Raw genomic sequence first — 25459 nt, 5'->3', positions numbered from 1 at the left:
AGCCGCTCCAGCACGTCGGGGCGCTCGTCTCGTACGGCCTCGGTCACGAGCCGCTCCGCGCACCGGACCCGGCAGATGGGGTCGGGTTCGCTCAGCGCGGCGTCCAGGACCTCCTGGTGCCGGCCACGGCCCGACTCCAGCCACACGTCGTACGCCGCACGCCGCAGCCCGAGGTCCCGGTGAACGCGAGCCGCCGCCAGGGTCTCCACTGGAGCCGAACGCAGCGCCGCCATCAGCGTCTCCAGCGCACGGCCACCGCGCGCCCACGATCCCATCGCCACCGCGACACCGGCGGCCATTACCAGCGCGGGTCCGTCCGCAGCCCGCAACGCGGCCGCCAAGGACCGCCACGCCTGCTCACGAACCTGAGGCACCCAGTCCCCGGTCCGCAACACCAGGGCGGGCAGCAGGAACCCCTCCGTACGAAAGACCGCACTCGCCAGCGCGGCCTCTCTTCGGCGGCCGTCCCGGGAACAGGCCGCGACCAGTGCCGACAGCCGCTCGTCCTTCAGCGTCGTGGCCGTATCGCCGCCGTACGTCAGGGCGGGGGTGCGGAACGCCCGGTCCAGTCCGATCCAGGTGTCGGCACCGGCCACCGACAGCATCGTCATCACGTCGTACGCGGACTCCCTGCCCGCGGCGGCCTCGGCGACCCGGACGGCGAACGGCCCGTAGCCGGGGGCGTGGAACTCCCGGACCACCTCGATCGGGCCGGCCAGATGGGTGTTGAACTCCGCCAGTTCCTCGGCCGGCACCCACAGCTCCGTGATGGTCCGGCCACCCGCTCGCCGCACCGGATAACGCCGCGCGAAGTCCGCGTCGACCTCGAACCGCGTCACGAAACCAGCACCCGACGCTGGGACGTTCCAGTCCCGGGCGATCTTGACCGCGTACGCCTCGTTCAGGACGGGATAGAAGATCGGTTGATCGGGCAGTCGCGGTGGCCATTCCCGCCACCCCGACGCACGCACCAACGCCAGCTCCGCCGGCCCCACCGGACGCCACAGCGTCAACGTCGCCTGCCCACCGGAACGCACGCGTTTCTCCCCTGGATCACCGGAAACCCAGTGTCTCGGCCTTTGAGAGCGTTGCCCACTGAATATCCGGACGTTCACAGGGAGACGAACAGCAGATATCCCGCCATGGCCGATCCGATGATCGCTGCTCCGTAGCAGGCCACGTTGATCAGCTCGTTCAGATGCTTGATCTGCAGTCCGTCGTAGAGGGTGTAGCGGAAACGGTGCGCCCAATGGCACAGCGAGAGAGTGCAGAGGGCGAAGAGCACGATCCGGGTGATCGGGTTGCGGAGCAGCCCGAGCAGGTCTTCATGACCAGGAGGTGAGATCCATCCCAGCGGGATCACGACGCCGAACAACAGCACCAGGATCGGCATCAGCAGTGCGGACAGCACGCCTCCAGCGCTGAAGAGCAGCCACAGATACGGCTCGGGAGATCGCCTTCTCGCCATCTCATCACCCCATGACGAGCCAGATCACCAGTGCTGACAGCACTATCCAGCCGAGATGGATCGACGCCACGATCCGGCGGCGCGGAACCCGTCTGCCCCTCACCCGGACCACCATCGCCTGGGGAGCCAGGTTGAACCAGGTGACGGCGTGGAAGGCGATGAACACGAAGGCCATCAGGTTCACCGCCAGCACCCATGGTGCCGCCGACCAGTCCAAAAAGCGCTGGTACGCCGTGGCGCCCTGGCCCACCGCGTTGATGAGCAGCAGCAGGTAAAGCACGAACCACGCGACGAAGACGCTGCTCAGTTCCCGGAGGATGAAGGCGAGGTACGAGCGCCGCCGCAACCACCAGTAGGTCGACATCCGCGGCCGATACCAGCGGGGATGGAACTCCGTGTAGACCGGTCGATCGTTCATCGGGCCCCCCGGGGCAACAGGAACTTCTTGAGCGACTCCGTTGCCGCCGTCAGCTTGTACCGCTGAATGGCGCCGGCGGGATCGACGCCCTTCGGGCACGCCCGGGTGCACTCACCGACGAAAGTGCAGCCCCAGATCCCGTCGTGCTGAGACAGGACGTCCAGCCGTTCGGCGGCACCATGGTCACGCGAGTCGAGGTTGTAGCGCTGGGCGAGGGCGATGGCCGCCGGCCCGATGAACTGCGGGTCGAGGCCGTAGACCGGGCAGGCGGCGTAGCAGAGCATGCAGTTGATGCACATGCTGAACTGCTGATACTCCTCCATCTCCGCCGGCGTCTGTAGGTGCTCATCTCGGCCGACCACTGTGTCCTCCCCGATGATCCAGGGCTTGACCTTCGCCAGTTTGCGCATGAAGTCGCCGATTTCCACGACGAGATCGCGGATTATCGGGAAGTTGGCGAGCGGTTCGACGCGGACCGGCCCTGGGGCGTAGTCGGCCAGGAAGGCGGCGCAGCTGAGTTTGGGCTCACCGTTGACCGTCATTCCGCAACTGCCGCAGATCCCCATCCGGCACGACCAGCGGTACGAAAGGGTCTCGTCCAGATGGTCCTTGACATGGTTCAGGCCATCGAGGACCGCCCACTCCTCACGCAGCGGGACCTCGTAGTCCTGAATCCCGGGCTCGGTGTCCTCTTCAGGCCGGTAGCGCGTCACCCGAAGCGTGATGTGGTCCGGCACGAGGTGTCACCTCCCATAAACGCGTTCCCCGGGCGGCCAGCGGGTGATCGTTACGGGCAGGTACTCCACCCGGTACGAGCCGCCGGGATCGCGGTAGATCAACGAATGGGCCAGGAAGCGCTGATCGTCTCTGGCGGGGAAATCCGTGCGTTGATGGGCTCCCCGTGACTCCTCGCGCCGCAGCGCGCAAGCGACAATGGCTTCGGCCACGTCCAGCATGAAAGAGAGCTCCAGAGCGGCGGTCAGCTGGGTGTTGAACGTCCTGCTGTGATCGCCGAGTGCGATGTCACGGAACCGCTCACGCAACTCGCGCAGTGTGCCGGCGGCCTTGGCCAGCGAGTCGCCGGTGCGGTAGATCCCGGCGCTGCCCTCCATCAGATCCTGCATCTCCTTGCGGAGAGCGGACACGTGTTCGTGCCCGTCGGTCCTGCACAACAGGTCGTGTTCCAGTCGGTGCCTTTCGTCGTCCGCCTGCGCCCGCACGGCCGGGCCGGGACCGTCCACACCGGAGGCGTAGGCCGCGGCGGCCTGGCCAGCGCGCCGGCCGAACACGAGAAGCTCGGGGAGCGAGTTCGAACCGAGCCGGTTGGCGCCGTTGATGCTGACGCACGCGACCTCACCGGCCGCGTACAGCCCCTCCACAGCGGTGGCGCCGTCGACGTCGGTATGGACCCCGCCCATCATGTAGTGGACCACCGGCCGGACCGGGATCAGATCCTCGACCGGGTCGATGCGTTCGTACTCCCGGCAGAGCTCCCGTACGAAGGGAAGCTTCGTATCGATCGTCGTCCGGCCCAGGTGGCGCAGGTCGAGGTGGACGACCGGCCCGTACGGAGTGTCGGTGGTCCGGCCTTTCTCGACCTCGTGCACGAAGGCCTGCGACAACCGGTCACGCGGGCCGAGTTCCATGCTGCGCAACACCGGCCCCGGCGCGGGCACGCCCAGGTCGTAGTCCTGCAAATAGCGGTAACCATCCTTGTTGATCAGCCAGCCGCCCTCGGCCCGCGCCGCCTCCGTGATGAGGATGCCGGTGAACGGCAGGCCCGTCGGGTGATACTGCACGAACTCCATGTCCTTGAGTGGAGCGCCCGCGCGGAGGGCCAGGGCCATGGCGTCACCGGTCTTGATGTTGGCGTTCGTGGTGAAGGGGTAGACCCTTCCGCACCCGCCGGCACACAAGATCACTGCCTTGGCGCCGATGGCCGCGATCCGGCCCGACATCAGCTCGATCGCGACGACCCCGTGTACTCGCCCGTCGTCGACGATCAGCCTGGTCACGAACCATTCGTCGTAGCGAACGACCTGCTCGTACCGCAGCGTCGTCTGGAACAGGGTGTGCAGGAGATGAAAGCCGGTCTTGTCGGCGGCGAACCAGGTGCGCATCTTCTTCATCCCGCCGAAGGGCCGTACCGCGATGTGCCCGTCGGGTTCGCGGCTCCACGGGCAGCCCCAGTGCTCCAGGCGGAACAGCTCCTGTGGTGCCTCCGCGACGAACGCCTCGACGGCATCCTGGTCGCAGAGCCAGTCCCCGCCGGACACGGTGTCGTACGCGTGCTCGTCGAGGCTGTCGTCCGGAAGGATCACTGCGGCGGCACCGCCCTCGGCGGACACGGTGTGGCTGCGCATCGGATAGACCTTGGAGACGACGCCCACGCTGAGCCGAGGATCGCTCTCCGCGACGGCGATGGCGGCCCGCAGGCCCGGCGCCTCCCCCGCCTATGATCACCACGTCGTGGGAGCGATCCATCGAGCTCATTCCCCGGCGTCCAGCTCGTCAGCCAGTACCCTCCCGTCATGCCGGACGACCGTGCTCCGCACACTGCCGTCGTGGTACTCATGGCGGGTCCTGCGGCAGCCGCACGCGTAGAACAGGTCGTCGATGACCAGACCCTGATCGTCGTCCTCGCGATGGCGCGTCCCGTCGACGGCTCTGCCGCACGGAGCGTGTGCCTGCTCGAAAGACGTGCTTGTACCAACCATCACCCACCCCCAATGGGCTCTGGCCTCTCCACTTCTACCCACCAGCCTCGCACGGACCGAGCCCGAGCGGAATGAGCCCGTCGCACCTTCGCTCGCGAAGACGGCTTGGCAGGGCCGGCGTGACCGGCGGCACGAAGAGCAGGAACATCGCAACGCTTTGCTGATCTTGAACCGCTCTAGACGCGGGGGCGGGCGGAGAGACGGTCGAGCACCCGGGTGAGCGAGACGGTGGCGAGGTCGCGCACGCGCGCGTACTCCTCCTCCGGGTACTGCCGGGGTCCGTTCTCGATCAGGAGGATCAGGTACAGGTACGCCCGGTAGAGATCGAGCCGGACGTGGGCCGCCGGGGTCAGCTCCAGCGGGGTCACCTCGCGATAGCCGGCCACCAGCGGGTCGTCCTCACGCAGATCGCTGAAGACGGTCGGCGTGACGAACTCCGCCAGCGGGTCGCCCCAGAAGGCGCGTTCGTGGTCGATGATGGCCTGGATCCGCGGCGTCGCGGCGAGGTCGAGGAAGACGTTGCCCGCCCACACGTCGAAGTGCACCAGGCGCGGCGTCACCACCTCGTCCAGGACGGGCGAGGCGGCGGTGAGCACCGCGCCGATCTCCGCGGCCGGCAGCGGCAAGGGCGTCGGGTATCGATCGACGTCGGCGAGCAGGGCCCCGGCCATCGCGAGATATGCTTCCCGCCACGTGGCGCCGGTGATCCCCGCGTACGGGTAGCCGAAGACGTCTCCGGTGACCGTGTGCAGCCGGGCGAGATACCGGCCGAGCTCGCGGCGGAGCGCGTCCTCCTCGGCCGGCTTGACGGTGTTCCACGAGACGCCGTCGAGCGCGCCGAACAGCAGATGGTCCCCGCCGAGCACCGGGTCGTCGAACACCGCGCCCAGCAGCGTCGGCACCGGTACGCCCGCCGCCGCGGCGAGCCCGTGGGCCTCGGCCTCCATGCGCAGGAGGTTGCGCTCGTAGCTGAGCTGCTCCAGCTCTGGAGGCGGGGCCAGCTTGAGCACGACCTCGCGGCCGTCGTCGAGGGCGAGCCTCCACACCGCGTTGGCGAATCCGTCCGTCAGCTCGGTCGACGCCGTCACGCCCGCGCCGAGGGCCCGCCGGGCCAGCACGTCCAGCTCCGCATCGGACAGGCGCCGTTTCGTCCTACTGTTCACGGCCCCGATTGTGCGGCCACGCCTACTGATCGTCCAGGCTCCCCCGGGCGGGGGAATCGGGCCTCCACCGGCGGGCCAGCGCGCTCGATCGTCCGGGTGAGGCCGGTGACCGCGCATTCTGCGAGTTTCGAGACACGGGCAACACGGCCCGTACGCCCTCGAGGAGCCGTAAATGGCACATCTGTACGCCCGGGTCGCCGCGGCCGGGATCGGCGGCATCGTCCTGCTGACCGGCGCCACGGCGGCGCACGCCGCCCCAGCGTCCCCTAAGGAAGGTCACGTCACCGGTGACGCCTGGGTGAGATTCCCGCTCGACCCGGAGAACCCCCTCCGCCGGTTCATCTTCGACGCGCACGGCAACGCGTTTCGGTTCGACGGCAAGAAGATGATTATGGGCGCCGCGCACGGCACCGTACGGTTCGATCACCCCATTCCGGACTCGAACGGCGTCGTACGGCACTACTGGGGCACAGTGAAGGTCGACTACCTGATGACCGCGGGCCCGGTCGCCGTCGTGTCCGGGACCAGCAAGGGCGTCATCGGCGAGGCGGACGGCACGCGCATGGCCTTCAGCGTCTACGCCGACCCGCGCGGCCACCGGTACGACCGGATGGGCTTCTCCTGGGGCGCCGTCGACGGGCGCTGCCTGCGCATGGGCCTGGCACCCGCGCCGTTCACGACGTACGACTCCGGCAAGGGGTACACGGTGAAGCACGCCGACCTTCCCGCGATCCCCAAGGACGCCGTGCCGCCGGCCGACCCACCGCCCTGCACGCAGAGCTGAACGCGGCCGCGCCTCGCGGCGCGACGAGGTGGCGACGGGCCGGGCCGAGACGACGTCTCGGCCCGGCCCAGTCGATGTCGACGCCGATTATGGCTGGACCACAATCCGGACGTGTCCGCATTTTCGGAAGAGCGCGAGACCAGCCAATAGGATATTCCGGAGCTACCGCAGGTTCTCCGTGCATTTGGCGCTAAGCTTGGCACTCCCTCACGGCGATCGTGCCGCCGTCGGAAGGGCTGGAAAGGAAGTCTCGTGGCACAAGGGCACCGGGTACCCTCCGGCGTCGACACGACGGTTCCCAGCGTCGCCCGGATGTACGACTACTTCCTGGGTGGCAAGGACAACTTCGCGATCGACCGGCAGGCTGCCGACAACGTCATCGCCGCCCTTCCCGACATGCCGTTCATGGTCCGGGAGAACCGCCGCTACCTTAACCGCGCGGTGCGCTTCCTGGCCGGCGAGGCCGGGATGAGACAGTTCCTCGACATCGGCGCCGGCCTGCCCACACAGGGCAACGTCCACACGGTGGCACAGGCGGTGGCACCCGAGGCCCGGGTCGTCTACATCGACAACGACCCGATGGTCGTGACGCATGGCCGCGCGCTGCTCAGCGACGACGAAAGAGTTCACGCGGTGCAGGCCGACCTGCGCCACCCGGGGAAAATCCTGGAAATCGCCCATACATTCCTGGACTTCACGCGGCCGGTGGCCCTGCTGCTGATCGCGGTTCTGCATTTCATCCCCGATGAGGAGAATCCGTGGGCGGTCGTGGCACGGCTTCGTGACGCCCTGCCGACCGGCAGCCATCTCGCCATTTCCCACGTCACCGGCGACTATCATCGCGAGGCGACATCCGCCGCCGCCGAGGTTTACCGGGATCAGACGAACGCCCGGATGGTGTTCCGGCGATACGACGACGTGCTCCGCTTCTTCGACGGTTTCGAACTTCTCGAACCCGGGGTGACGACCAAGTCCCTCTGGCGACCCGACGCGCCCGGTTTCCTTCCCCACGGCGCCGACGAGCAGTGGGGCTACGCCGGCGTCGCGGTCAAGCGATAGGCGCGCCCGTCGCCGCGCCCGAACCACCGAGGACCAGATCTTCGAGGTCACCGTCGCGGCGGCGGTCGGCGCGGCGCTGCACAGTTTCGACTCGGGCCTGCGCGCACTCGGGCACAAGACCACTTCCTGAGTCGGTGAGCCCTGTCGAGAACTGCGGTTAAAACGCAGGAAAGCCCGCCGGCGTGTGGCCTGGCGGGCTTTCCTGATATATGTGAATGTCCGGCGGTGTCCTACTCTCCCACACCGTCTCCAGTGCAGTACCATCGGCGCTGAAGGGCTTAACTTCCGGGTTCGGAATGGGACCGGGTGTTTCCCCTTCGCCAAAACCACCGAAACGCCTTACGGGATTCCGGGGGATGTTCCCGGCCGTGTCCCGGGAACCGCATAGTGAACGCGAACATCTCTTGCTTAACGCAGCTCTTGAACGAAAGTGTGTGTCAAGCCACTCGGCCTATTAGTACCGGTCAACTCCACACCTTGCGGTGCTTCCATCTCCGGCCTATCAACCCAGTCGTCTAGCTGGGGGCCTTACAACCACAAAGGGTTGGGAGACCTCATCTAGAGGAAGGCTTCCCGCTTAGATGCTTTCAGCGGTTATCCCGACCGAACGTAGCCAACCAGCCATGCACCTGGCGGTACAACTGGCACACCAGAGGTTCGTCCGTCCCGGTCCTCTCGTACTAGGGACAGACCCTCGCAAGTCTCCTGCGCGCACAGCGGATAGGGACCGAACTGTCTCGCGACGTTCTAAACCCAGCTCGCGTGCCGCTTTAATGGGCGAACAGCCCAACCCTTGGGACCTACTCCAGCCCCAGGATGCGACGAGCCGACATCGAGGTGCCAAACCTTGCCGTCGATATGGACTCTTGGGCAAGATCAGCCTGTTATCCCCGGGGTACCTTTTAGCCGTTGAGCGACACCCCATCCACACGGTGGTGCCGGATCACTAGGCCCTGCTTTCGCACCTGCTCGACATGTCTGTCTCACAGTCAAGCTCCCTTGTGCCCTTGCACTCGACACCTGATTGCCAACCAGGCTGAGGGAACCTTTGGGCGCCTCCGTTACTCTTTGGGAGGCAACCGCCCCAGTTAAACTACCCACCAGGCACTGTCCCCCACCCGGATACACGGGCGCGGGTTAGACGCTCGAAACGACCAGAGTGGTATTTCACCAACGACTCCACCACCACTGGCGTGATGGCTTCACAGTCTCCCACCTATCCTACACAAGACGCTCCAAACGCCAATGCCAAGCTATAGTGAAGGTCCCGGGGTCTTTCCGTCCTGCTGCGCGTAACGAGCATCTTTACTCGTAGTGCAATTTCACCGGGCCTGTGGTTGAGACAGTGGGGAAGTCGTTACGCCATTCGTGCAGGTCGGAACTTACCCGACAAGGAATTTCGCTACCTTAGGATGGTTATAGTTACCACCGCCGTTTACCGGCGCTTAGGTTCTCAGCTTCGCCCCGAAGGACTAACCGGTCCCCTTAACGTTCCGGCACCGGGCAGGCGTCAGTCCGTATACAGCGTCTTACGACTTCGCACGGACCTGTGTTTTTAGTAAACAGTCGCTTCCCCCTGGTATCTGCGACCCCCACCAGCTCACGAAGCCAGTTCGGTCACCAGCAGGGGCCCCCCTTCTCCCAAAGTTACGGGGGCAATTTGCCGAGTTCCTTAACCACAGTTCACCCGATCGCCTCGGTATTCTCTACCTGACCACCTGAGTCGGTTTAGGGTACGGGCCGCCGACACACTCGCTAGAGGCTTTTCTCGACAGCATGGGATCACTCACTTCGCCTAAATCGGCTCGGCATCACATCTCAGGCACATGTGCCACGGATTTACCTATGACACGCCCTACATGTTTACCCCAGGAACAACCATCGCCTGGGCTGAGCTACCCTCCTGCGTCACCCCATCACTTGCCTACTACCACCTCAGGTCCACCACTCGCCCACGCAAGACCCCCGAAGGGATCGAACAGGGTCTGCGATGTTAGTGTCAGTGGGTTCAGCATGGGCGCGTGTCAGCGGGTACGGGAATATCAACCCGTTGTCCATCGACTACGCCTCGCGGCCTCGCCTTAGGTCCCGACTTACCCTGGGCGGATTAGCCTGCCCCAGGAACCCTTGGTCATCCGGCGGAGGGGTTTCTCACCCCTCATTCGCTACTCATGCCTGCATTCTCACTCGTGTGGTCTCCACGACTAGCTCACGCCGCCGCTTCACAGCCCACACGACGCTCCCCTACCCATCCCAACCCCTGGACACCTTACGGTGCCTGGGTATCGTTGAGATGCCACGGCTTCGGCGGTGTGCTTGAGCCCCGCTACATTGTCGGCGCGGAATCACTTGACCAGTGAGCTATTACGCACTCTTTCAAGGGTGGCTGCTTCTAAGCCAACCTCCTGGTTGTCACGGCAACTCCACATCCTTTACCACTTAGCACACGCTTAGGGGCCTTAGCCGGTGATCTGGGCTGTTTCCCTCTCGACTACGAACCTTATCGCCCGCAGTCTCACTGCCACGCTTCACTTACCGGCATTCGGAGTTTGGCTGACTTCAGTAAGCTTGTCGGCCCCCTAGGCCATCCAGTAGCTCTACCTCCGGCAAGAAACACGCAACGCTGCACCTAAATGCATTTCGGGGAGAACCAGCTATCACGGAGTTTGATTGGCCTTTCACCCCTACCCACAGGTCATCCCCCAGGTTTTCAACCCTGGTGGGTTCGGTCCTCCACACGGTCTTACCCGCGCTTCAACCTGCCCATGGGTAGATCACTCCGCTTCGGGTCTACAGCATGCGACTAAAAACGCCCTATTCAGACTCGCTTTCGCTACGGCTCCCCCACACGGGTTAACCTCGCCACACACCATAACTCGCAGGCTCATTCTTCAAAAGGCACGCCATCACACCACACCCCAAAGAGATGCGGGAGCTCTGACGGCTTGTAAGCACACGGTTTCAGGTACTCTTTCACGACCCCTCACCGGGGCACTTTTCACCTTTCCCTCACGGTACTAGTCCGCTATCGGTCACCAGGGAGTATTCAGGCTTACCAGGTGGTCCTGGCAGATTCACACGAGATTTCACGGGCCCCGTGCTACTCGGGAAACACCTAATGAAGACAACAAGATTTCGCCTACCGGACTCTCACCGACTACGGTCGACCATCCCAGATCATTCGACTATCCTGTTGTTTTTTGACTCCACGTCCCAGCGGCGGCCGGAACAAAGGCACTCCCACAACCCCACACACGCAACACCCGCCGGCTATCACACGCGCATGGTTTAGCCTCATCCCCTTTCGCTCACCACTACTCAGGGAATCACTATTGTTTTCTCTTCCTGCGGGTACTGAGATGTTTCACTTCCCCGCGTTACCACCAACCGCCCTATCAATTCAGACGGAGGCAACACCCCATGACAGGTGCTAGGTTTCCCCATTCGGAAATCCCCGGATCAACGCTCGGTTGCCAACTCCCCGGGGCATATCGCAGGCTCCCACGTCCTTCATCGGCTCCTGGTACCAAGGCATCCACCGTGTGCCCTAAAAAACTTGAACACACTCGACAAGAACAAAGATGCTCGCGTCCACTATGCAGTTCTCAAAACACGGACAGAACCAACCCCCAGCCACCACCAAACCACCAAAACCCTCGAACCCGAGGACCTTGATGTGGTATGGCGACCAGATCAGCCTGTAACGCGGCGAACCCCTCACCGGGGTTCCGCCTGAGAAGCCCGAGCGTGAACGCCCGTTCCCTCAGGACCCAACAGTGTGCCCGGCCCACCAGCCCCCGATCCCCTGCTTTCCTGAACCCGCACGCGGGCAGTACTAACAAAGAACCATGAACCGGTAAGACCGAATAGCCAGTGCTCCACAACCTATGAGCAGACCCACCCACGAGACATTCGCTCGTGACAGCAGGCCAGCCACCGAACCCGTGGAATCCACGAGCTGGTGGTAGTGCTCCTTAGAAAGGAGGTGATCCAGCCGCACCTTCCGGTACGGCTACCTTGTTACGACTTCGTCCCAATCGCCGGCCCCACCTTCGACCGCTCCCCCCACAAGGGTTGGGCCACGGGCTTCGGGTGTTGCCGACTTTCGTGACGTGACGGGCGGTGTGTACAAGGCCCGGGAACGTATTCACCGCAGCGTTGCTGATCTGCGATTACTAGCGACTCCGACTTCATGGGGTCGAGTTGCAGACCCCAATCCGAACTGAGACCGGCTTTTAGGGATTCGCTCCACCTCACGGTTTCGCAGCCCTCTGTACCGGCCATTGTAGCATGTTTGCAGCCCAAGACATAAGGGGCATGATGACTTGACGTCATCCCCACCTTCCTCCGAGTTGACCCCGGCAGTCTCCCATGAGTCCCCAACCACCCGAAGGTGTTGCTGGCAACATGGAACGAGGGTTGCGCTCGTTGCGGGACTTAACCCAACATCTCACGACACGAGCTGACGACAGCCATGCACCACCTGTCACCGGCCCAAAAGGACCCCGCATCTCTGCGAGTTTTCCGGTGATGTCAAACCTTGGTAAGGTTCTTCGCGTTGCGTCGAATTAAGCAACATGCTCCGCCGCTTGTGCGGGCCCCCGTCAATTCCTTTGAGTTTTAGCCTTGCGGCCGTACTCCCCAGGCGGGGCGCTTAATGCGTTAGCTACGGCACGGAATCCGTGGAAAGACCCCACACCTAGCGCCCAACGTTTACGGCGTGGACTACCAGGGTATCTAATCCTGTTCGCTCCCCACGCTTTCGCTCCTCAGCGTCAGGTAAGGCCCAGAGAACCGCCTTCGCCACCGGTGTTCCTCCCGATATCTGCGCATTTCACCGCTACACCGGGAATTCCATTCTCCCCTACCTACCTCTAGTCTGCCCGTATCCACCGCAGGCCCGAGGTTAAGCCTCGGGTTTTCACGGCAGACGTGACAGACCGCCTACGAGCTCTTTACGCCCAATAATTCCGGACAACGCTTGCGCCCTACGTATTACCGCGGCTGCTGGCACGTAGTTAGCCGGCGTCTTCCCCACCTACCGTCACGTTAGCTTCGTCGGTGGTGAAAGAGGTTTACAACCCGAAGGCCTTCATCCCCCACGCGGCGTCGCTGCGTCAGGCTTCCGCCCATTGCGCAATATTCCCCACTGCTGCCTCCCGTAGGAGTCTGGGCCGTGTCTCAGTCCCAGTGTGGCCGGTCGCCCTCTCAGGCCGGCTACCCGTCGTCGCCTTGGTAGGCCATCACCCCACCAACAAGCTGATAGGCCGCGAGCCCATCCCCAGCCGAAAAACTTTCAACACACCATCATGCAAAAGTGTGTGATATCCGGTATTAGACCCAGTTTCCCGGGCTTATCCCAGAGCTAGGGGCAGGTTACTCACGTGTTACTCACCCGTTCGCCGCTCGAGTACCCCGAAGGGCCTTTCCGCTCGACTTGCATGTGTTAAGCACGCCGCCAGCGTTCGTCCTGAGCCAGGATCAAACTCTCCGTTAAGGCCAAACGACAACCACCCTCACGAGCGGTCGCCAAACCTTGAAGAAAATCCCGGCAAGAATCATACTTGCCAAAGGAATCCAAACCCGACCAAACCAACCCCGAAAGGATCAGCCCAGCCAAGCGAGGACCAAAAGGCACTGGCTTTTAGCACACTGTTGAGTTCTCAAGAAACGGACACACACCGTCTAGGAGACTGTTTCCAGCTCCCGTCTGGGGCTTGTTTCCTCAATCTTACCGAGTTATTTTCCCTTGTCGAATCGACCGACTCGGAATCATATTTCGGCTGCCATCCAGCGTTTAGTCCCAGAGGTTCGTGATGACCTCTAAGAGTATTGCTGGGGGGCTTCCGGTGACCGCACCGCCTAACGGCGTCACGCACTCAACCGGAGTGACACGCCCATGTTACCCCGCGCCAGAGCATGCTCTGTCACGAAGCTTCGTGGGGTGTCTTCCCTGGGGCGGCCGCCTCTCGGCGTCCCGCTCCCCTGCGGGCAAGAAGAACTTTAGGTGTCTACGGCAGCAAGGTCAAATCCCGCCGCCGACACGTATAAAAGGGTCAACGTCGTGACTCTCTTGGTTCCCGGTAGCCAGCAGACCAAACCTCCGATACCGGAAAACCTCATCGGGGCGGCCGGCCTCACGTTGCCGAAGCACGGTCACGACGGCGGCTGAACCACTCTCCGATCGATCGCTTGTAGCCGTCCGGCATGCGAAGCCCCGGCACCTCCGTCTCGCTGAAGAGCGCGGCTTCCGCGTGCTCATGGCTGACCTGGGGTGGCCGGTCGGTCGTGAGCTCGCACCCGTAGGTGACGATCAGCACGTCCGCCCCGGGAGCGATGTGATAGACCCACGAGTCGAGGATCGCCGCGACCGTCACCAGCCAGGACACCTCTTCGAGGATCTCCCGTGCCAGGCAGACTTCCGGGGATTCCCCCAGCTCGAGTTTGCCGCCCGGCAGTTCCCATTCATCCCGCTCGTTCCGCAGCAGCAACACCCGGTCGGCCGGGTCGAGCACAACGCCTTTGACGCTCACCGGGAACCGGTGCGCCGCACTCCCGCCTGCGGGTGCCCCGCTGCCCCCGCCGGACACCGCGCCGCCCGAGCTCAAGTCCTCTGCCATACCTGCACCGCACCACGAGCACGGTCCGGCGGCCTATCCCTTGAGGACGGATTCGACGAACTTGTGCGCGGGCTTGGCGAGCCGTTCGTGTAGTTCGAAAAAGGTCTCGGCGGCTCGCATCCCGTTCCAATCCGCCGGCAGCACCTCGGCGGGAAGCCCCGGATCGGAGTACGGGAGGCGACGCCAGTCCGTGAGGGCGCCGACGTGGTCCACGAACGCCTGAGCGGGATCGATGTCCACGCGGTCGCGATAGCCGCTCAGGATCGGATCGTAACGCTCGAGGAACTCGCCATAGAGCTCCTGCAGGCGGGTCAGATCCCACCAGCCGGGGACCTGATCCCTGACATCGGTGAACGCCAGGTGGTGCGCGTGGAAGAGATTGACGTACGCGCTCAGGCCGTGGCGTTCGAGGGCGTCGCGGGTCTCGTCGAGGAGATGGGCGGGCGCGATCCAGACTCCCGCGGCGACCGTGCCGAACCCGAGCCAGGTCAGGCGTGAGCGCAGTTGGTGTCGCTTGTCGCGTTCCGTCTCCGGCACGCTGAAGACGGCCAGCAGCCAGCCCTCGTCGGTGGTCGCCTGGCGCCGTTCGAAGATGCGCCGGTCGCCCTCGCGCAGGATCTGGTACGCCTCTCGGGACAGCGCGTACCCGGCGGTGCCGTCGACCTTGGTCGAGGTGAGAAGGCCGCGCCGCTTGAGGCGGAAGATCGCCGATCGGACGGAGGGCGCGTCCACGCCGCATCGGGCGAGCAGTTTGATGACCGACGCGACGCTCATCCAGCCGCCGACCTCACGCGCGTACAGCCCGTACATGGTGACGATCAGCGCGCGAGGCTTTGGACCCCGGCCACTGAATTCCTCGTCATCGGCCACCACGACGCACCTCCGCGCTCACGGACGCACTCCTGGTGTGCTCCCTTACGAAGTATCGACGGTCGTCATCGTACCGACTCATCGATGTCGGCCTCCGACGCCGATTCCCCGCCAGGACGCCCGACGGAGGCATCCTCCAGCCGCCGGTCACGGCCGCCAGCGCGCGTGCCGGGTGGCGGACCGGCCCTCTCGGATCAGCTGCAGCCGCGGCTTAGGACCGTCGGTCCGGCCGGTCTGCGGCTTGCGGCGGCCGGCCTGCCAGGGCAGGGGCCAGGTCGCTCCCGGCCCGGTGTAGTCCTGCTCGATGGCCGCGTGCAGCGTCCAGCTGGGGTCGTAGAGGTGGACCCGCCCCAGGGCGCACAGGTCGGCGCGGCCGGCCAAGATGATCGAGTTGACGTCGTCGTACGAGGAGATGACGCCGACCGCGATCGTCGGGATGCCGGCCTGGTTGCGGATCCTGTCGGCGTACGGCGTCTGGTACGACCGGCCGAAGGCCGGCTTCTCGTCGGGTGTCACCTGACCGGTGGACACGTCGATGGCCGCGGCACCGGCCTCCGCGAACGCGCGGGCGATCTCCACGGCGTCGTCTCCGGTGATGCCGTCGTCGACCCAGTCGGTCGCCGAGATCCGCACGGTCATCGGCTTGTGCCGAGGCCATACCTGACGCATCGCGCGGAAGACCTGGAGCGGGTAGCGGAGCCGGGCGGCGAGGTCGCCGCCGTACTCGTCGGTGCGGCGGTTCGTCACCGGGGAGATGAAGGAGGACAGCAGATAGCCGTGCGCGCAGTGCAGTTCGAGGAGATCGAAGCCGGCGGCCTCCGCACGCCGCGCCGCGTCGACGAACTGCCGCTCGATCTCGTCCAGGTCGGCGCGGGTGAGCTCGCGGGGCACCTGGTTGACCCCTTCCTGGTACGGAAGGCCGGACGGCGCGACGACCTCCCAGTTGCCCTCGGGCAGCGGCCGGTCGATCCCCTCCCACATGAGGCGCGTGGAGCCCTTGCGTCCGGAATGGCCGATCTGGACGCCGATCTTCGCCGCGCTCTCGCCGTGCACGAAGTCGGTGAGCCGGCGCCACGCGGCCGTCTGTTCCTCGGTCCAGATGCCGGCGCAGCCGGGCGTGATGCGCCCCGTTTCGGAGACGCAGACCATCTCGGTCATGACCAGACCGGCGCCGCCGAGCGCCTTGCCTCCCAGATGAACCAGGTGGAAGTCGTCCGGTACGCCGTCGACCGCCCGGTACATGTCCATCGGTGACACCACGACCCTGTTGACCAGCTCCAGGTCGCCGAGGCGGAAGGGGTGGAACATCGGCGGTGTCGCCGGCCCGTCTCCGGGTCGGTGTGGCTGCCGCTCGGCGAACCAGGCGTCGACGCGTGCGACGAACTCGGGGTCGCGCAGCCGGAGGTTGTCGTAGGTGACCCGCCGGCTGCGGGTCATGATGTTGAACGCGAACTGCTCGGGCTCCTGGCCGACGTACTGTCCGAGATTCTCGAACCATTCCAGGCTCGCCTGGGCCGCCCGCTGGGTGGACCGGACGATCGGCTTGCGCTCGGCCTCGTACGCCGTGAGCGCCTCGTCCAGGGTGGGCCGCTCGTGCAGGCACGCCGCCAGGGCCAAGGCGTCCTCCATGGCCAGCTTGGTGCCCGACCCGATGGAGAAGTGGGCGGTGTGCGCGGCGTCGCCCAGGAGCACGACGTTCTCATGCCGCCAGTTCTCGTTCCGTACGGTGGCGAAGTTGATCCATTTGCTGTTGTTCGCACGGAGAGAGCAGCCGCCCAGCTCCTCGGCGAAGATCTCATTCACCCGCGCGATCGACGTCTCGTCCGACTCCCCCGGAGCGAAGTCCCGGGCGGCCGACGCGTCGAAGCCGGCCCTGCGCCAGACGTCCTCGTGCATCTCGACGATGAACGTGCTGCCGTGGGCGTCGAACGGGTATCCGTGGGCCTGCATCACGCCGTACGGGGTCTCACGGATGTAGAACTTGAACGCGTCGAACACCTTGTCCGTGCCGAGCCACATGTACTTGCAGGCGCGCTGCTCCAGATCGGGGTTGAAGGAGTCGGCGTACTTCGACCGGACCGCCGAGTTGAGCCCGTCGGCGGCGACCACCAGGTCGTGGGTCGCGGCGAGATGCGCGACGTCGGGCGCCTCGGTGAGGTGGTGGACGGCGATGCCGAGTTCGCGGCAGCGCCGCTGCATGATCTCCAGCAGACGCTTTCGGCTCAGCGCCGCGAAGCCGTGGCCTCCGCTGGTGAGCACCTGACCGCGGTAGTGGACGTCGATGTCGTCCCAGCGGGCGAACTCCGCCTCCATCCGGCGGTAGATGCCGGGATCGGCGTGCTCGATCCCGCCGAGCGTCTCGTCGGAGAACACCACGCCGAATCCGAAGGTGTCGTCCGGGGCGTTGCGCTCCCAGACGGTGATCTCGTGGTGCGGCCCCAGTTGCTTCGCCAGCACCGAGAAGTACAGACCGCCCGGGCCTCCTCCGATGACCGCAATCCGCACGATGTCCTCCTCCTGCGACGACGGACGATGCGAAGGTATCGCGCATATTCGACGACCGTCAAGAAAACGTAATTCTCTTGAGCGCACCCGTCCCCTGGGCCGCGATCACGGGATCACGCAGGCACCCTCAGGCGCTCGTCCGGGATCACGGCGGTGCCGAGGATCTCGATCATGGCTTCCGGCTGCCACAACTCGGTGCACCCGATGCCCGCCATGGCCGGATAGACCGGTCCGGCCAGCTCCCGCCAGACCTTGCCGATCTCTTTTCCGTGCGCCTGATAGTCGGCGATGTCGGTGAGGTAGATCGTGATGCTGACCAGGTCCTCCGGCTCTCCACCCACCTCGCGGAGCGTGGTCAGCAGGTTGCCGAACGCCTGCCGGAACTGCTCGACGATGCCGCCGTCGACGATCCGCATGTTCGCGTCCAGCGCGGTCTGCCCGCCCAGGTAGAGCGTGTTCCCCTGCAGCGTGCCGTGCGAGTAGCCGCTCGGCGCGGGCAGGACGGCGGGGTTGACGGCGATGGGCTTCACAGGGGTCCTCCCTCTGTTCGAGCACGTTATTGACAATATATGACGGTCGTGAAGAATACGGCATACCACGTACGAAGGGATTCCGGCTCGCATGACCCCTACCTCGGAGATCCTCACGGCGGCGCTCAGGCTGACCCCTACGGCCGCGGAGCACTTCGACGAGGCCTATGTCGCCACGTCACAGGACTGCCCGTGGCCGAAGGCCTACGGGGGCGACCTCGTCGCCCAGGCCGCCGTCGCGGCGATGCGCTCGGTCGGCGACAACCGGACGCTGCACTCGATGCACAGTTACTTCATGCGACCGGTCGAGGTCGGCGCCGAGATCCGCTACGAGGTCGAACGCCTCAGGGACGGGCGCGGCTACTCCACCCGGCACGTCCGCGGCTACTCCGGCGGCAGACTCGCCTACATCGCCATGGCCTCCTTCCACACCCTGGAACACGGGGGTGAATACGCCGCGGCCATGCCCGCGGGCGTCCCGGATCCGGAGGCGCTGCCGACCAGCGCCGCCTACCTGGAGCCGGTCGAGCCCGACGGCGAAGCCGGCGGCACCATGACCAAGGAGTCGAAGGCGTACTGGTCGTCGGGGCGCAGCTTCGACATGCGGCACGTACCGGGCCCGGTCTACCTCACGGTGGAAGGCGGGCCGGTCCCGCACCAGGCGATCTGGGTCAAGCCCTTCGACGCGCTCCGGCCCGTCGCGGGCCTCACCTCGCGAGCACGGGACCTCGCGGCCCTCGCCTACGTCTGCGACTACACGATCCTGGAGCCGATCCTCCGCGTCCTCGGCCTTCCGTGGGCGCTTCCCGGGCTCATGACGGCGAGCCTCGACCACGCGATGTGGTTCCACCGCCACGAGCCGATGGACGACTGGCTGCTCTACGCGCAGGAGGCGGGAGCGGCCCAGGACGGTCGCGGCCTCGGGCTCGGCCGCTTCTTCAGCCGTACGGGACGGCACCTGGCCACGGTCGTGCAGGAGGGGGTCATCCGTACGTCCTGACCAGGACCGCCGGCATCGGCACCAGCCTCACCACCGACCGACCCCACGACCGACCGGAACGGAGCCGACCCCATGGAACCCGACTTCAGCAAGTACCGCCTCGAGGGCGACAACTCGATGTACCGGCTGCCCAGCGGCCTCGTCGCCCCCGTGGTGACGCGCGGCGGGTCGGAGAACGTCAACACCGCCGACTCCGGTGGGGCCGTCCGGGTGTCGGGTGTCAGCATCCAGCACACCCCGGCCACCAGGCTGTGGTTCGGCAAGGTCAGCAACGAGCCCGGCTACCGCTCGGTCTCCCACCACCACGGTGAGGCCGAGACCGGGGGCTACGTCCTGTCGGGCCGGGCGCGCATCTACTTCGGCGACAAGTTCGAGGACTATGTGGACATGGAGGAAGGCGACTGGGTCTTCGTGCCGCCGTTCATGCCCCACGTCGAGTGCAACGTCTCACGGACCGATCCGCTGGTGTGGATGACCACCCGCACCCCGGAGAACATCGTCGTCAACCTGCCCGACGTCGCCGACGCGGACCTGCGCGACTGGCCGGCCCGATGACGACCTCCCCGCCGGGCCCGTCGGCGCACGTGGACACCTTCACGCGCGACCACCTGCCTCCTCCGCATCTGTGGCCGACGATCGAGTTCACCACGCCGGACCTGCGCTACCCGGACCGGCTCAACGCCGCCACCGAGCTCGTCGACGTGCCGATCGCGACGTTCGGGGCCGACCGGCCGGCGCTGCGTACGCCGGCCGGGGAGATCTGGTCGTACGGCGAGCTGCGGACGCGGGCCAACCAGGTCGCGCAGGTGCTGACGGAGGACCTCGGCCTGGTTCCGGGGCAGCGCGTCCTGCTCCGCTCGCCCAACAACCCGTGGACGGTCGCCGCGTGGCTGGGCGTGCTGAAGGCCGGTGGCGTCGTCGTCACCACGATGGCCGCGCTGCGCGCCCGGGAGATCACCCCGATCGCCGAACGGACCCGGCCCTCGATCGCCCTGGTCGACCACCGGTGCGCCGAGGACGCGTACGCCGTCCGGGACACCGCGCTGCCGTCGCTGACGGTCGTGGAGTACGGCGGCACCGGTCCGGAGGATCTCATCGCCCGCGCCGCGGCCAAGTCCGGCGTGTTCACCGACGTGGAGACGTCCGCCGATGACGTGGCGCTCCTCGGACCGACCTCCGGCAGCACCGGCACGCCGAAGATCACCATGCACTTCCACCGGGACATCCTGTCCATCGACCACACCTTCGGCCGTCCTGTGCTGAAGCTGGTCGCGGACGACGTGGTCGCCTGCTCCGCCCCCCTGGCCTTCACCTTCGGCCTCGGCATGCTCGTCGTCTTCCCCCTGCGGGCCGGTGCCTGCACGCTGCTGACCGAGTCCGCCACCCCGCTGCAGCTCGCGGAGATCGTCGAGCGGGAGGGCGTCACCGTTCTCGCGACCGCGCCCACGGCGTACCGGGCCATCCTGCGAGAAGGGCAGGAACGGCGGCTCGCCGGGCTCCGGGCCGGGGTGTCGGCGGGCGAGCACATCCCCCAGGACACGTGGGAGAAGCTGCGGGACACGCTCGGACTGAAGATCATCGACGGCATCGGCGCGACCGAGATGCTGCACATCTTCATCGCGGCCGCCGGTGACGACATCCGGCCCGGGGCGACCGGCAAGCCGGTGCCCGGATACCGGGCCGCCGTCCTCGGCCCCGACGGCGCGGAGCTCGGCCCCGGAAAGCCGGGCCTGCTGGGCGTCATCGGCCCGATCGGCTGCCGCTACCTCGACGACGAGCGGCAGCGGAACTACGTCCTGGGCGGCTGGAACATCACCGGAGACGTCTTTTACAAGGACGAGGACGGCTACTTCTTCTACCAGTCCCGCAGCGACAACATGATCGTCTCCTCGGGCTACAACATCGGCGGTCCCGAGGTCGAGGCCGCCATCGACACTCACCCCGACGTCCTCGAGTCCGCGGTCATCGGCCGCCCCGACGCCGAGCGCGGCTCGGTCGTGTGCGCCTTCGTGGTGCTCCGCGACGGCGTGACGCGCGACGCCGCCAAGGCCAAGGAGATCCAGGATCACGTCAAACGGATCCTGGCCCCCTACAAATACCCGCGCGATGTGCGGTTCTGTGACTCGCTGCCGCGCAACGCGAACGGCAAACTGCAGCACTTCGCGCTCCGCCGGATCCTGGAGAGCGAACGGTCCGCGTCGGCCTGACTCCGGAAGGGTGTATCCAGCGTTACCTCGGAGACGGAAGACTGCACCATGGGCATCGCACCCTGCCCGTCGGTCTAATCGATCTTATGAAGAAAGCACGAACGAGAAGACCGATGGTGCTCGCCGGGGCCGTTCTGGCCGTCTCCGTGGCGGCCGGCACCGTGACCGCTTCGGCCACTCCCCCGGCCACGGGCACGCTGCCGCCGCTGGACCCGGCGGCGATGCGCGAAGCGATCGCGGGGCTGCCGAACGCGACCGTGACGGGCATGATGGTCAAGGTCACCGGGCCCGCCGGGCACTGGAGCGGCACCTCCGGCGTCGGGAACGTCCGGACCGGGACGCCCGTGCCCGCGGACGGCCGGTTCCGGGCTGGCAGCATCTCCAAGGTGTTCACCGCCTCGGTCGTCCTGCAGCTCGTCGCCGAGCACAAGATCGACCTCGACCAGTCCGTCCAGCACTACCTGCCGGGCCTGCTGCCCGCCTCCTACCCGAAGATCACGGTCCGGCAGCTCCTCGACCACACCAGCGGCCTGCCGGGCGGCGGCAGTCTCGGCGAGCCGCAGGGTGACCCGAACCAGTGGTTCGTGGACCACCGGTTCGACAGCTGGACACCGCAGGAGATCGTCGCCGACGCGGTGAAGAACCCGATGGAGTTCGCGCCCGGCACCCGGCAGCACTACAACGGAACCAACTACTTCGTCGCCGGGCTCCTCATCGAGAAGATCACCGGGCGCTCCTACGCCCACGAGGTGCAGCGGCGGATCCTCCGCCCCCTGCACCTGCGCGGCACCTACGTCCTGGACCGGCATGACCCGCGCCTCCCCGGCTCCCACTCCCACGGCTACGTCGCGGTGACCACGAACGGCAAGACCGTTCTGGACGACGTGTCCGAGCAGAGCCCCTACCCGTGGGCCGAAGGCGGGATCATCTCCACCAGCGCCGACCTCACCCACTTCATCCGCGCGATCTTCCAGGGCCGCGTGGTGCCCCGCTCCGTGCTCGGCGCCATGTTCACCGTGCCGAACGTCGAGTACGCCGACAAGAACAACTGCAACATCGGGCCCGGCGCAGGTCGCGCCTGTTACAGCGCGGGCCTGATGCGCGTGACCATGCCCAACGGCGTGACGGGCTGGGGCAAGACCGGCTCGCGCCCCGGCTACACCAGCGGCATGTTCGCCACCCGCGACCTGCGCCGCGTCCTGGTGTACTCGATGAACCCCACGGGCAACAAGGACGGCTCGGAGTCGCCCTACGTCCTCAAGATCGCCGCTGCCGCCTTCGACCCGTCCCTCGCGCATTCCTGACGCGTCCCCGGCCTGGCACCGATCCGCCGCCTGCCCTCCGTCCTCCGGGACGGGCAGGCGGCGGACTTCGCGTGCCGGCCGGGCGCCCCGGGGCGTGAGCGCCGATCACGCCGACGCTCCCGGCCGAGCGGTCGCGATGCCCTCCAGCGTGGCGCGGCCGTCGCGGAGCAGGCCGACGGCGCGGGGGAAGCCCGTGAGCCGTTCGGCCAGCAGGTCCAGCGCCAGGGCCACCGAGTGGGCGGGAACGCCACGCGCGGTGAGGATGTCGCCGGCCCAGGCGATGAATCGCGTGAACAGGCCGGAGTCGTCCACGTAGAGGGCGACTCCGAGGAACTCGGTGATGTGGGCGAGGTCCTCGGCGGTGTGCTGACGTTGCCGGTCGCTGTAGCCGGCCATGGCAGGGAACCGTTCCGGCAGTTCGGCGAGGACCGCTGAGACGAGCCGGTGGGCGCCGCGCGTGACCAGCGTGTACTCCTGGTCGGCCAGGTGCGGCAGGTCGTCCAGCGGCTGACGGGCGGGCGCCGGGGCGAAAGGACCGGCGACGATCTTCTCGAGGCGGCCGGCCGCCGCGCGGGCGTCAGGCGCCCAGCCGTCGGCGCCGAGCCGGTCGGCGTAGCGGCCGCCGGGGCCGAAGGCCGCGCCGCCCGCCATGACCGGGACGCCCGCGGACTGGCTCGCGATGATCGTGGCGTGCGCGGTGGGCAGGCGGGTCGGGATGGACGAGGACAGGGCCAGAGCGTCGGGTCCCGTACGGTGCAGGTGGTCGATCAGATGCGGGACGGGCACGTGCGCGCCGAGGAAGTCGACGTGCCAGCCCCGCAGCCGCAGGGTCTCCGCCAGCAGGCGGGCGGGCAGGGCATGCCACTCCCCATCGACGCACGACACCGTGACCCGGCCCCGACGCGGCTCTCGGGGCGGGACCGCGTGGTGGGCGACGGCGGCGATGACACGGTCGTTGACGGCCGTCGCGGCGTGCTCCTGGGTGACGCCGATCCGGTTCGCCGCCCATTCGGTGCCCACCTTCGTCTGCACCGGCGCGATCACGTCCAACAGCGCCGACTCGGGATCCAGACCGGCGTCCACCGCCGGCAGCACGACCTCCACGGCGGCGTATTCGTCGCCCTCTCGCACGGCGTCCCACAGCCGGGCGGAAAGGACCTCGGTGACGCTGCGGCCCGGAGTCGAAGCGGTCACGGCCGGCTCTCCAAGCCTCGGGGCTCCCCCCGTCCGCCGCGCGGCGCGCTGATCGCGACGATGGCCATGTCGTCGTGTTCCCGGCTCCCGGCCCACTGCGCCGCGAGCATCTGCACGCGTTCCACGATGGCTTCGGCCGGCATCCCCGCGCATTCGGACAAGGCGTTCATCAGCCGCTGTTCGCCGAAGAACGCGGCCTCGCCGAGCGGGCCGCCCCGGACTTCGGTGATGCCGTCGGTGTACAGCACACAGTGCTCGCCCGGCGCGAGTTCGACCCGGGCGGTCGTCGCCTCGATGCCGGAGAACGCCCCGATCAGGTCCCCTTGGGTGGCGGCCTTCTCGACACCGCCGTCGGACCGCACGATGAGCGGCGGCGGATGGCCGGCGCTGGTCAGTCTCAGCCGGACACGATCACCGGCCCGTACCGCCGACGCCAGTACCAAGGTGGCGAACCGGCTCGATTCCGTGTCCAGCAGCGCCTCGTTGAGCAGGGTCAGCATCCGCATGTGGTCGCCGGCCATGGGCAGCAGCGCGTGGACCGCGGTACGGATCCGGCCGGTGGTGACCGCCGCCTCCAGCCCTTTGCCGCACACGTCGCCGAGGACGACGAGGGACTCGGCGGCCTCATCGGCACCGGGGTAGAGATCGTAGAAGTCACCGCCGACGAGCTCGCCGCGCACCGACGCGCGATACGCGCCGGCGAAGTCCACGCGGTGGACGCGGCGCAGCCGGGGCGGCAGCAGGTCGCGCCGGAGGATCGTGGTGATCGCGGCCTGCTCGGCGTACATGCGGGCCGCCGACAGGGCCGCACCCGCCCGCGCCGCGAAGATGCGGACGGAGACCTCTTCGTCCGCACTGAACGACGGCCGGTCGCCGCGGCGCAGCAGGATGAGCGCGCCGACCGGGACGCCGTAACCGGGCAGCGGCGTCACCGTCACCGCGCCGACCGGCCCGCCGAAGGCCTCCGGCACGACCCACGACGGCAGCTCACCCGGATCGATCCGCCGGGAGGGCACCGGTGGGAGGCCCTGCAGTGCCTCGCTCAACCCCGGCACGTCGACGGGGTCGGCCTGCACCGTACGGCGGGACACGCCGGCGCCGCGGATCGCGAAGGCCACCGGAAGCCGGTCTCCCACGCCGGGCATGACCAGCACCGCGGCATCGGCCAGGTGCCCGGCCGCCAGCCGTACCGCGGCCTCCGCGCACCGGTCGACGTTCAAGGTCGACAGCAGCGCGGTGGACGTCTCCGCCAGGAACGTCGCGCGCCGCCGCTCGGCCGTCAGCTCGGCTTCGGCCCGCCGCCGGTCGGTGTCGTCGACCAGCCACCACATCACGTTCCCGTCCGGTACGCGGGTCGGGTGCGCTTCGAAGCCGCGCTCCCCCGCCTGCCCCCGGACAGGCTCGGCCGCCGCGCCGGGCTGGTACGCGGCGCGGTGTGCCTCCGCCAGCCAGTCGGGCATCGTCGCGGCGAGGCTCGCCTCGGGACGGGCGCGTGGGAACAGCCGGGCGGCGGCCGCGTTGAGCTCGACCACCCGGCCGTCGGCGTCGGCGATCACCACCGGGCACGGGGCGGCGCCCCACAAGGCGCCGGTCACCCGTCCTGGGCCCTGCCGGTCCGCG

Annotated in this window: 18 protein-coding genes, 3 rRNA genes and 1 pseudogene; 6 read left to right on the top strand and 16 right to left on the bottom strand. The window is 67.0% G+C overall.

Annotated features, from left to right (window positions below; genetic code table 11):
• Positions 1 to 686: 686 nt before the first annotated feature.
• The 7 genes and pseudogenes from ACYVF7_RS24595 to ACYVF7_RS24565 form a co-directional block, all read right to left on the bottom strand.
• A pseudogene (locus tag ACYVF7_RS24595) lies at positions 687 to 1037 on the bottom strand (ADP-ribosylation/crystallin J1); the annotation flags it as partial.
• Between the two features lie 74 nt (positions 1038 to 1111).
• On the bottom strand, positions 1112 to 1468 hold the full coding sequence (frdD, locus tag ACYVF7_RS24590; protein ID WP_460345035.1) for a fumarate reductase subunit FrdD: 357 nt from the start codon (positions 1466 to 1468) through the stop codon (positions 1112 to 1114).
• A gap of 4 nt (positions 1469 to 1472) precedes the next feature.
• The gene (locus tag ACYVF7_RS24585) at positions 1473 to 1886 is read right to left on the bottom strand and encodes a hypothetical protein (protein ID WP_460345032.1); all 414 of its coding nucleotides are present in this window, start codon (positions 1884 to 1886) and stop codon (positions 1473 to 1475) included.
• On the bottom strand, positions 1883 to 2623 hold the full coding sequence (locus ACYVF7_RS24580) for a succinate dehydrogenase/fumarate reductase iron-sulfur subunit (RefSeq protein ID WP_460345029.1): 741 nt from the start codon (positions 2621 to 2623) through the stop codon (positions 1883 to 1885). The genes ACYVF7_RS24585 and ACYVF7_RS24580 overlap by 4 nt, the downstream gene beginning before the upstream one ends.
• Positions 2624 to 2629: 6 nt before the next feature.
• Entirely contained in the window at positions 2630 to 4321 is a 1692-nt protein-coding gene (gene frdA, locus ACYVF7_RS24575) for a fumarate reductase (quinol) flavoprotein subunit (RefSeq protein WP_460358087.1), read from the bottom strand.
• Between the two features lie 54 nt (positions 4322 to 4375).
• Positions 4376 to 4603, bottom strand: coding sequence for a hypothetical protein (locus ACYVF7_RS24570; RefSeq protein ID WP_460345026.1), 228 nt, complete (start codon positions 4601 to 4603; stop codon positions 4376 to 4378).
• Positions 4604 to 4779: 176 nt separating this feature from the next.
• Positions 4780 to 5766 (bottom strand): phosphotransferase family protein, encoded by a 987-nt coding sequence (locus tag ACYVF7_RS24565; protein WP_460345023.1) that lies wholly within the window; start codon positions 5764 to 5766, stop codon positions 4780 to 4782.
• Positions 5767 to 5938: 172 nt separating this feature from the next.
• On the opposite strand from ACYVF7_RS24565, the gene ACYVF7_RS24560 reads away from it, so the two are divergent.
• Both ACYVF7_RS24560 and ACYVF7_RS24555 read left to right on the top strand, forming a co-directional pair.
• On the top strand, positions 5939 to 6550 hold the full coding sequence (locus ACYVF7_RS24560) for a hypothetical protein (protein WP_460345020.1): 612 nt from the start codon (positions 5939 to 5941) through the stop codon (positions 6548 to 6550).
• A gap of 252 nt (positions 6551 to 6802) precedes the next feature.
• Positions 6803 to 7609: an SAM-dependent methyltransferase gene (locus ACYVF7_RS24555; protein WP_460345017.1), complete on the top strand. Its 807-nt coding sequence runs from the start codon at positions 6803 to 6805 to the stop codon at positions 7607 to 7609.
• A 217-nt stretch (positions 7610 to 7826) separates the two neighbouring features.
• Here ACYVF7_RS24555 and rrf read toward each other — a convergent pair.
• From rrf to ACYVF7_RS24520, 7 genes are all read right to left on the bottom strand, one after another.
• Positions 7827 to 7943, bottom strand: a 5S ribosomal RNA gene (gene rrf, locus ACYVF7_RS24550).
• Between the two features lie 99 nt (positions 7944 to 8042).
• Positions 8043 to 11171 (bottom strand): 23S ribosomal RNA (locus ACYVF7_RS24545).
• Positions 11172 to 11587: 416 nt separating this feature from the next.
• Positions 11588 to 13106 (bottom strand): 16S ribosomal RNA (locus ACYVF7_RS24540).
• The 16S, 23S and 5S rRNA genes sit together here, the layout of an rRNA operon.
• A gap of 640 nt (positions 13107 to 13746) precedes the next feature.
• On the bottom strand, positions 13747 to 14229 hold the full coding sequence (locus ACYVF7_RS24535; protein ID WP_460345014.1) for an NUDIX hydrolase: 483 nt from the start codon (positions 14227 to 14229) through the stop codon (positions 13747 to 13749).
• 33 nt (positions 14230 to 14262) lie between these two features.
• Positions 14263 to 15099, bottom strand: a complete 837-nt coding sequence (locus tag ACYVF7_RS24530; RefSeq protein ID WP_460345012.1) for a PaaX family transcriptional regulator — start codon at positions 15097 to 15099, stop codon at positions 14263 to 14265.
• Positions 15100 to 15246: 147 nt separating this feature from the next.
• Positions 15247 to 17604 carry a bifunctional salicylyl-CoA 5-hydroxylase/oxidoreductase gene (locus tag ACYVF7_RS24525; protein ID WP_460345009.1) on the bottom strand — a complete coding sequence of 786 codons (2358 nt, stop codon included), beginning with the start codon at positions 17602 to 17604 and terminating at the stop codon, positions 15247 to 15249.
• 113 nt (positions 17605 to 17717) lie between these two features.
• Complete coding sequence (locus ACYVF7_RS24520) at positions 17718 to 18134, bottom strand: RidA family protein (RefSeq protein WP_460345006.1); 417 nt, start codon at positions 18132 to 18134, stop codon at positions 17718 to 17720.
• Between the two features lie 91 nt (positions 18135 to 18225).
• Here ACYVF7_RS24520 and ACYVF7_RS24515 point away from each other — a divergent pair, with 91 nt between their 5' ends.
• The 4 genes from ACYVF7_RS24515 to ACYVF7_RS24500 all read left to right on the top strand — a co-directional run bounded on the left by ACYVF7_RS24515 (position 18226) and on the right by ACYVF7_RS24500 (position 22645).
• Positions 18226 to 19134 carry an acyl-CoA thioesterase gene (locus tag ACYVF7_RS24515; protein WP_460345003.1) on the top strand — a complete coding sequence of 303 codons (909 nt, stop codon included), beginning with the start codon at positions 18226 to 18228 and terminating at the stop codon, positions 19132 to 19134.
• Positions 19135 to 19206: 72 nt separating this feature from the next.
• Positions 19207 to 19689: a cupin domain-containing protein gene (locus ACYVF7_RS24510; RefSeq protein ID WP_460345000.1), complete on the top strand. Its 483-nt coding sequence runs from the start codon at positions 19207 to 19209 to the stop codon at positions 19687 to 19689.
• Positions 19686 to 21341: an AMP-binding protein gene (locus ACYVF7_RS24505; RefSeq protein ID WP_460344997.1), complete on the top strand. Its 1656-nt coding sequence runs from the start codon at positions 19686 to 19688 to the stop codon at positions 21339 to 21341. The genes ACYVF7_RS24510 and ACYVF7_RS24505 overlap by 4 nt, the downstream gene beginning before the upstream one ends.
• Before the next feature lie 86 nt (positions 21342 to 21427).
• A complete protein-coding gene (locus ACYVF7_RS24500) occupies positions 21428 to 22645 on the top strand; it encodes a serine hydrolase domain-containing protein (protein ID WP_460344994.1) in 1218 nt (405 codons plus the stop codon).
• A 105-nt stretch (positions 22646 to 22750) separates the two neighbouring features.
• On the opposite strand, the gene ACYVF7_RS24495 is transcribed toward ACYVF7_RS24500, so the two are convergent.
• Both ACYVF7_RS24495 and ACYVF7_RS24490 read right to left on the bottom strand, forming a co-directional pair.
• Positions 22751 to 23839, bottom strand: coding sequence for a cobalamin B12-binding domain-containing protein (locus ACYVF7_RS24495; protein WP_460344991.1), 1089 nt, complete (start codon positions 23837 to 23839; stop codon positions 22751 to 22753).
• On the bottom strand, positions 23836 to 25434 hold the full coding sequence (locus tag ACYVF7_RS24490) for a SpoIIE family protein phosphatase (RefSeq protein ID WP_460344988.1): 1599 nt from the start codon (positions 25432 to 25434) through the stop codon (positions 23836 to 23838). Before ACYVF7_RS24490 ends, ACYVF7_RS24495 begins: the two co-directional genes overlap by 4 nt.
• Positions 25435 to 25459: the final 25 nt, after the last annotated feature.

The organism is Actinoallomurus acanthiterrae (assembly GCF_054775715.1).
The sequence above is the reverse complement of the archived record's forward strand: the minus strand, read 5'-3'. Positions and strand labels throughout refer to the sequence as shown.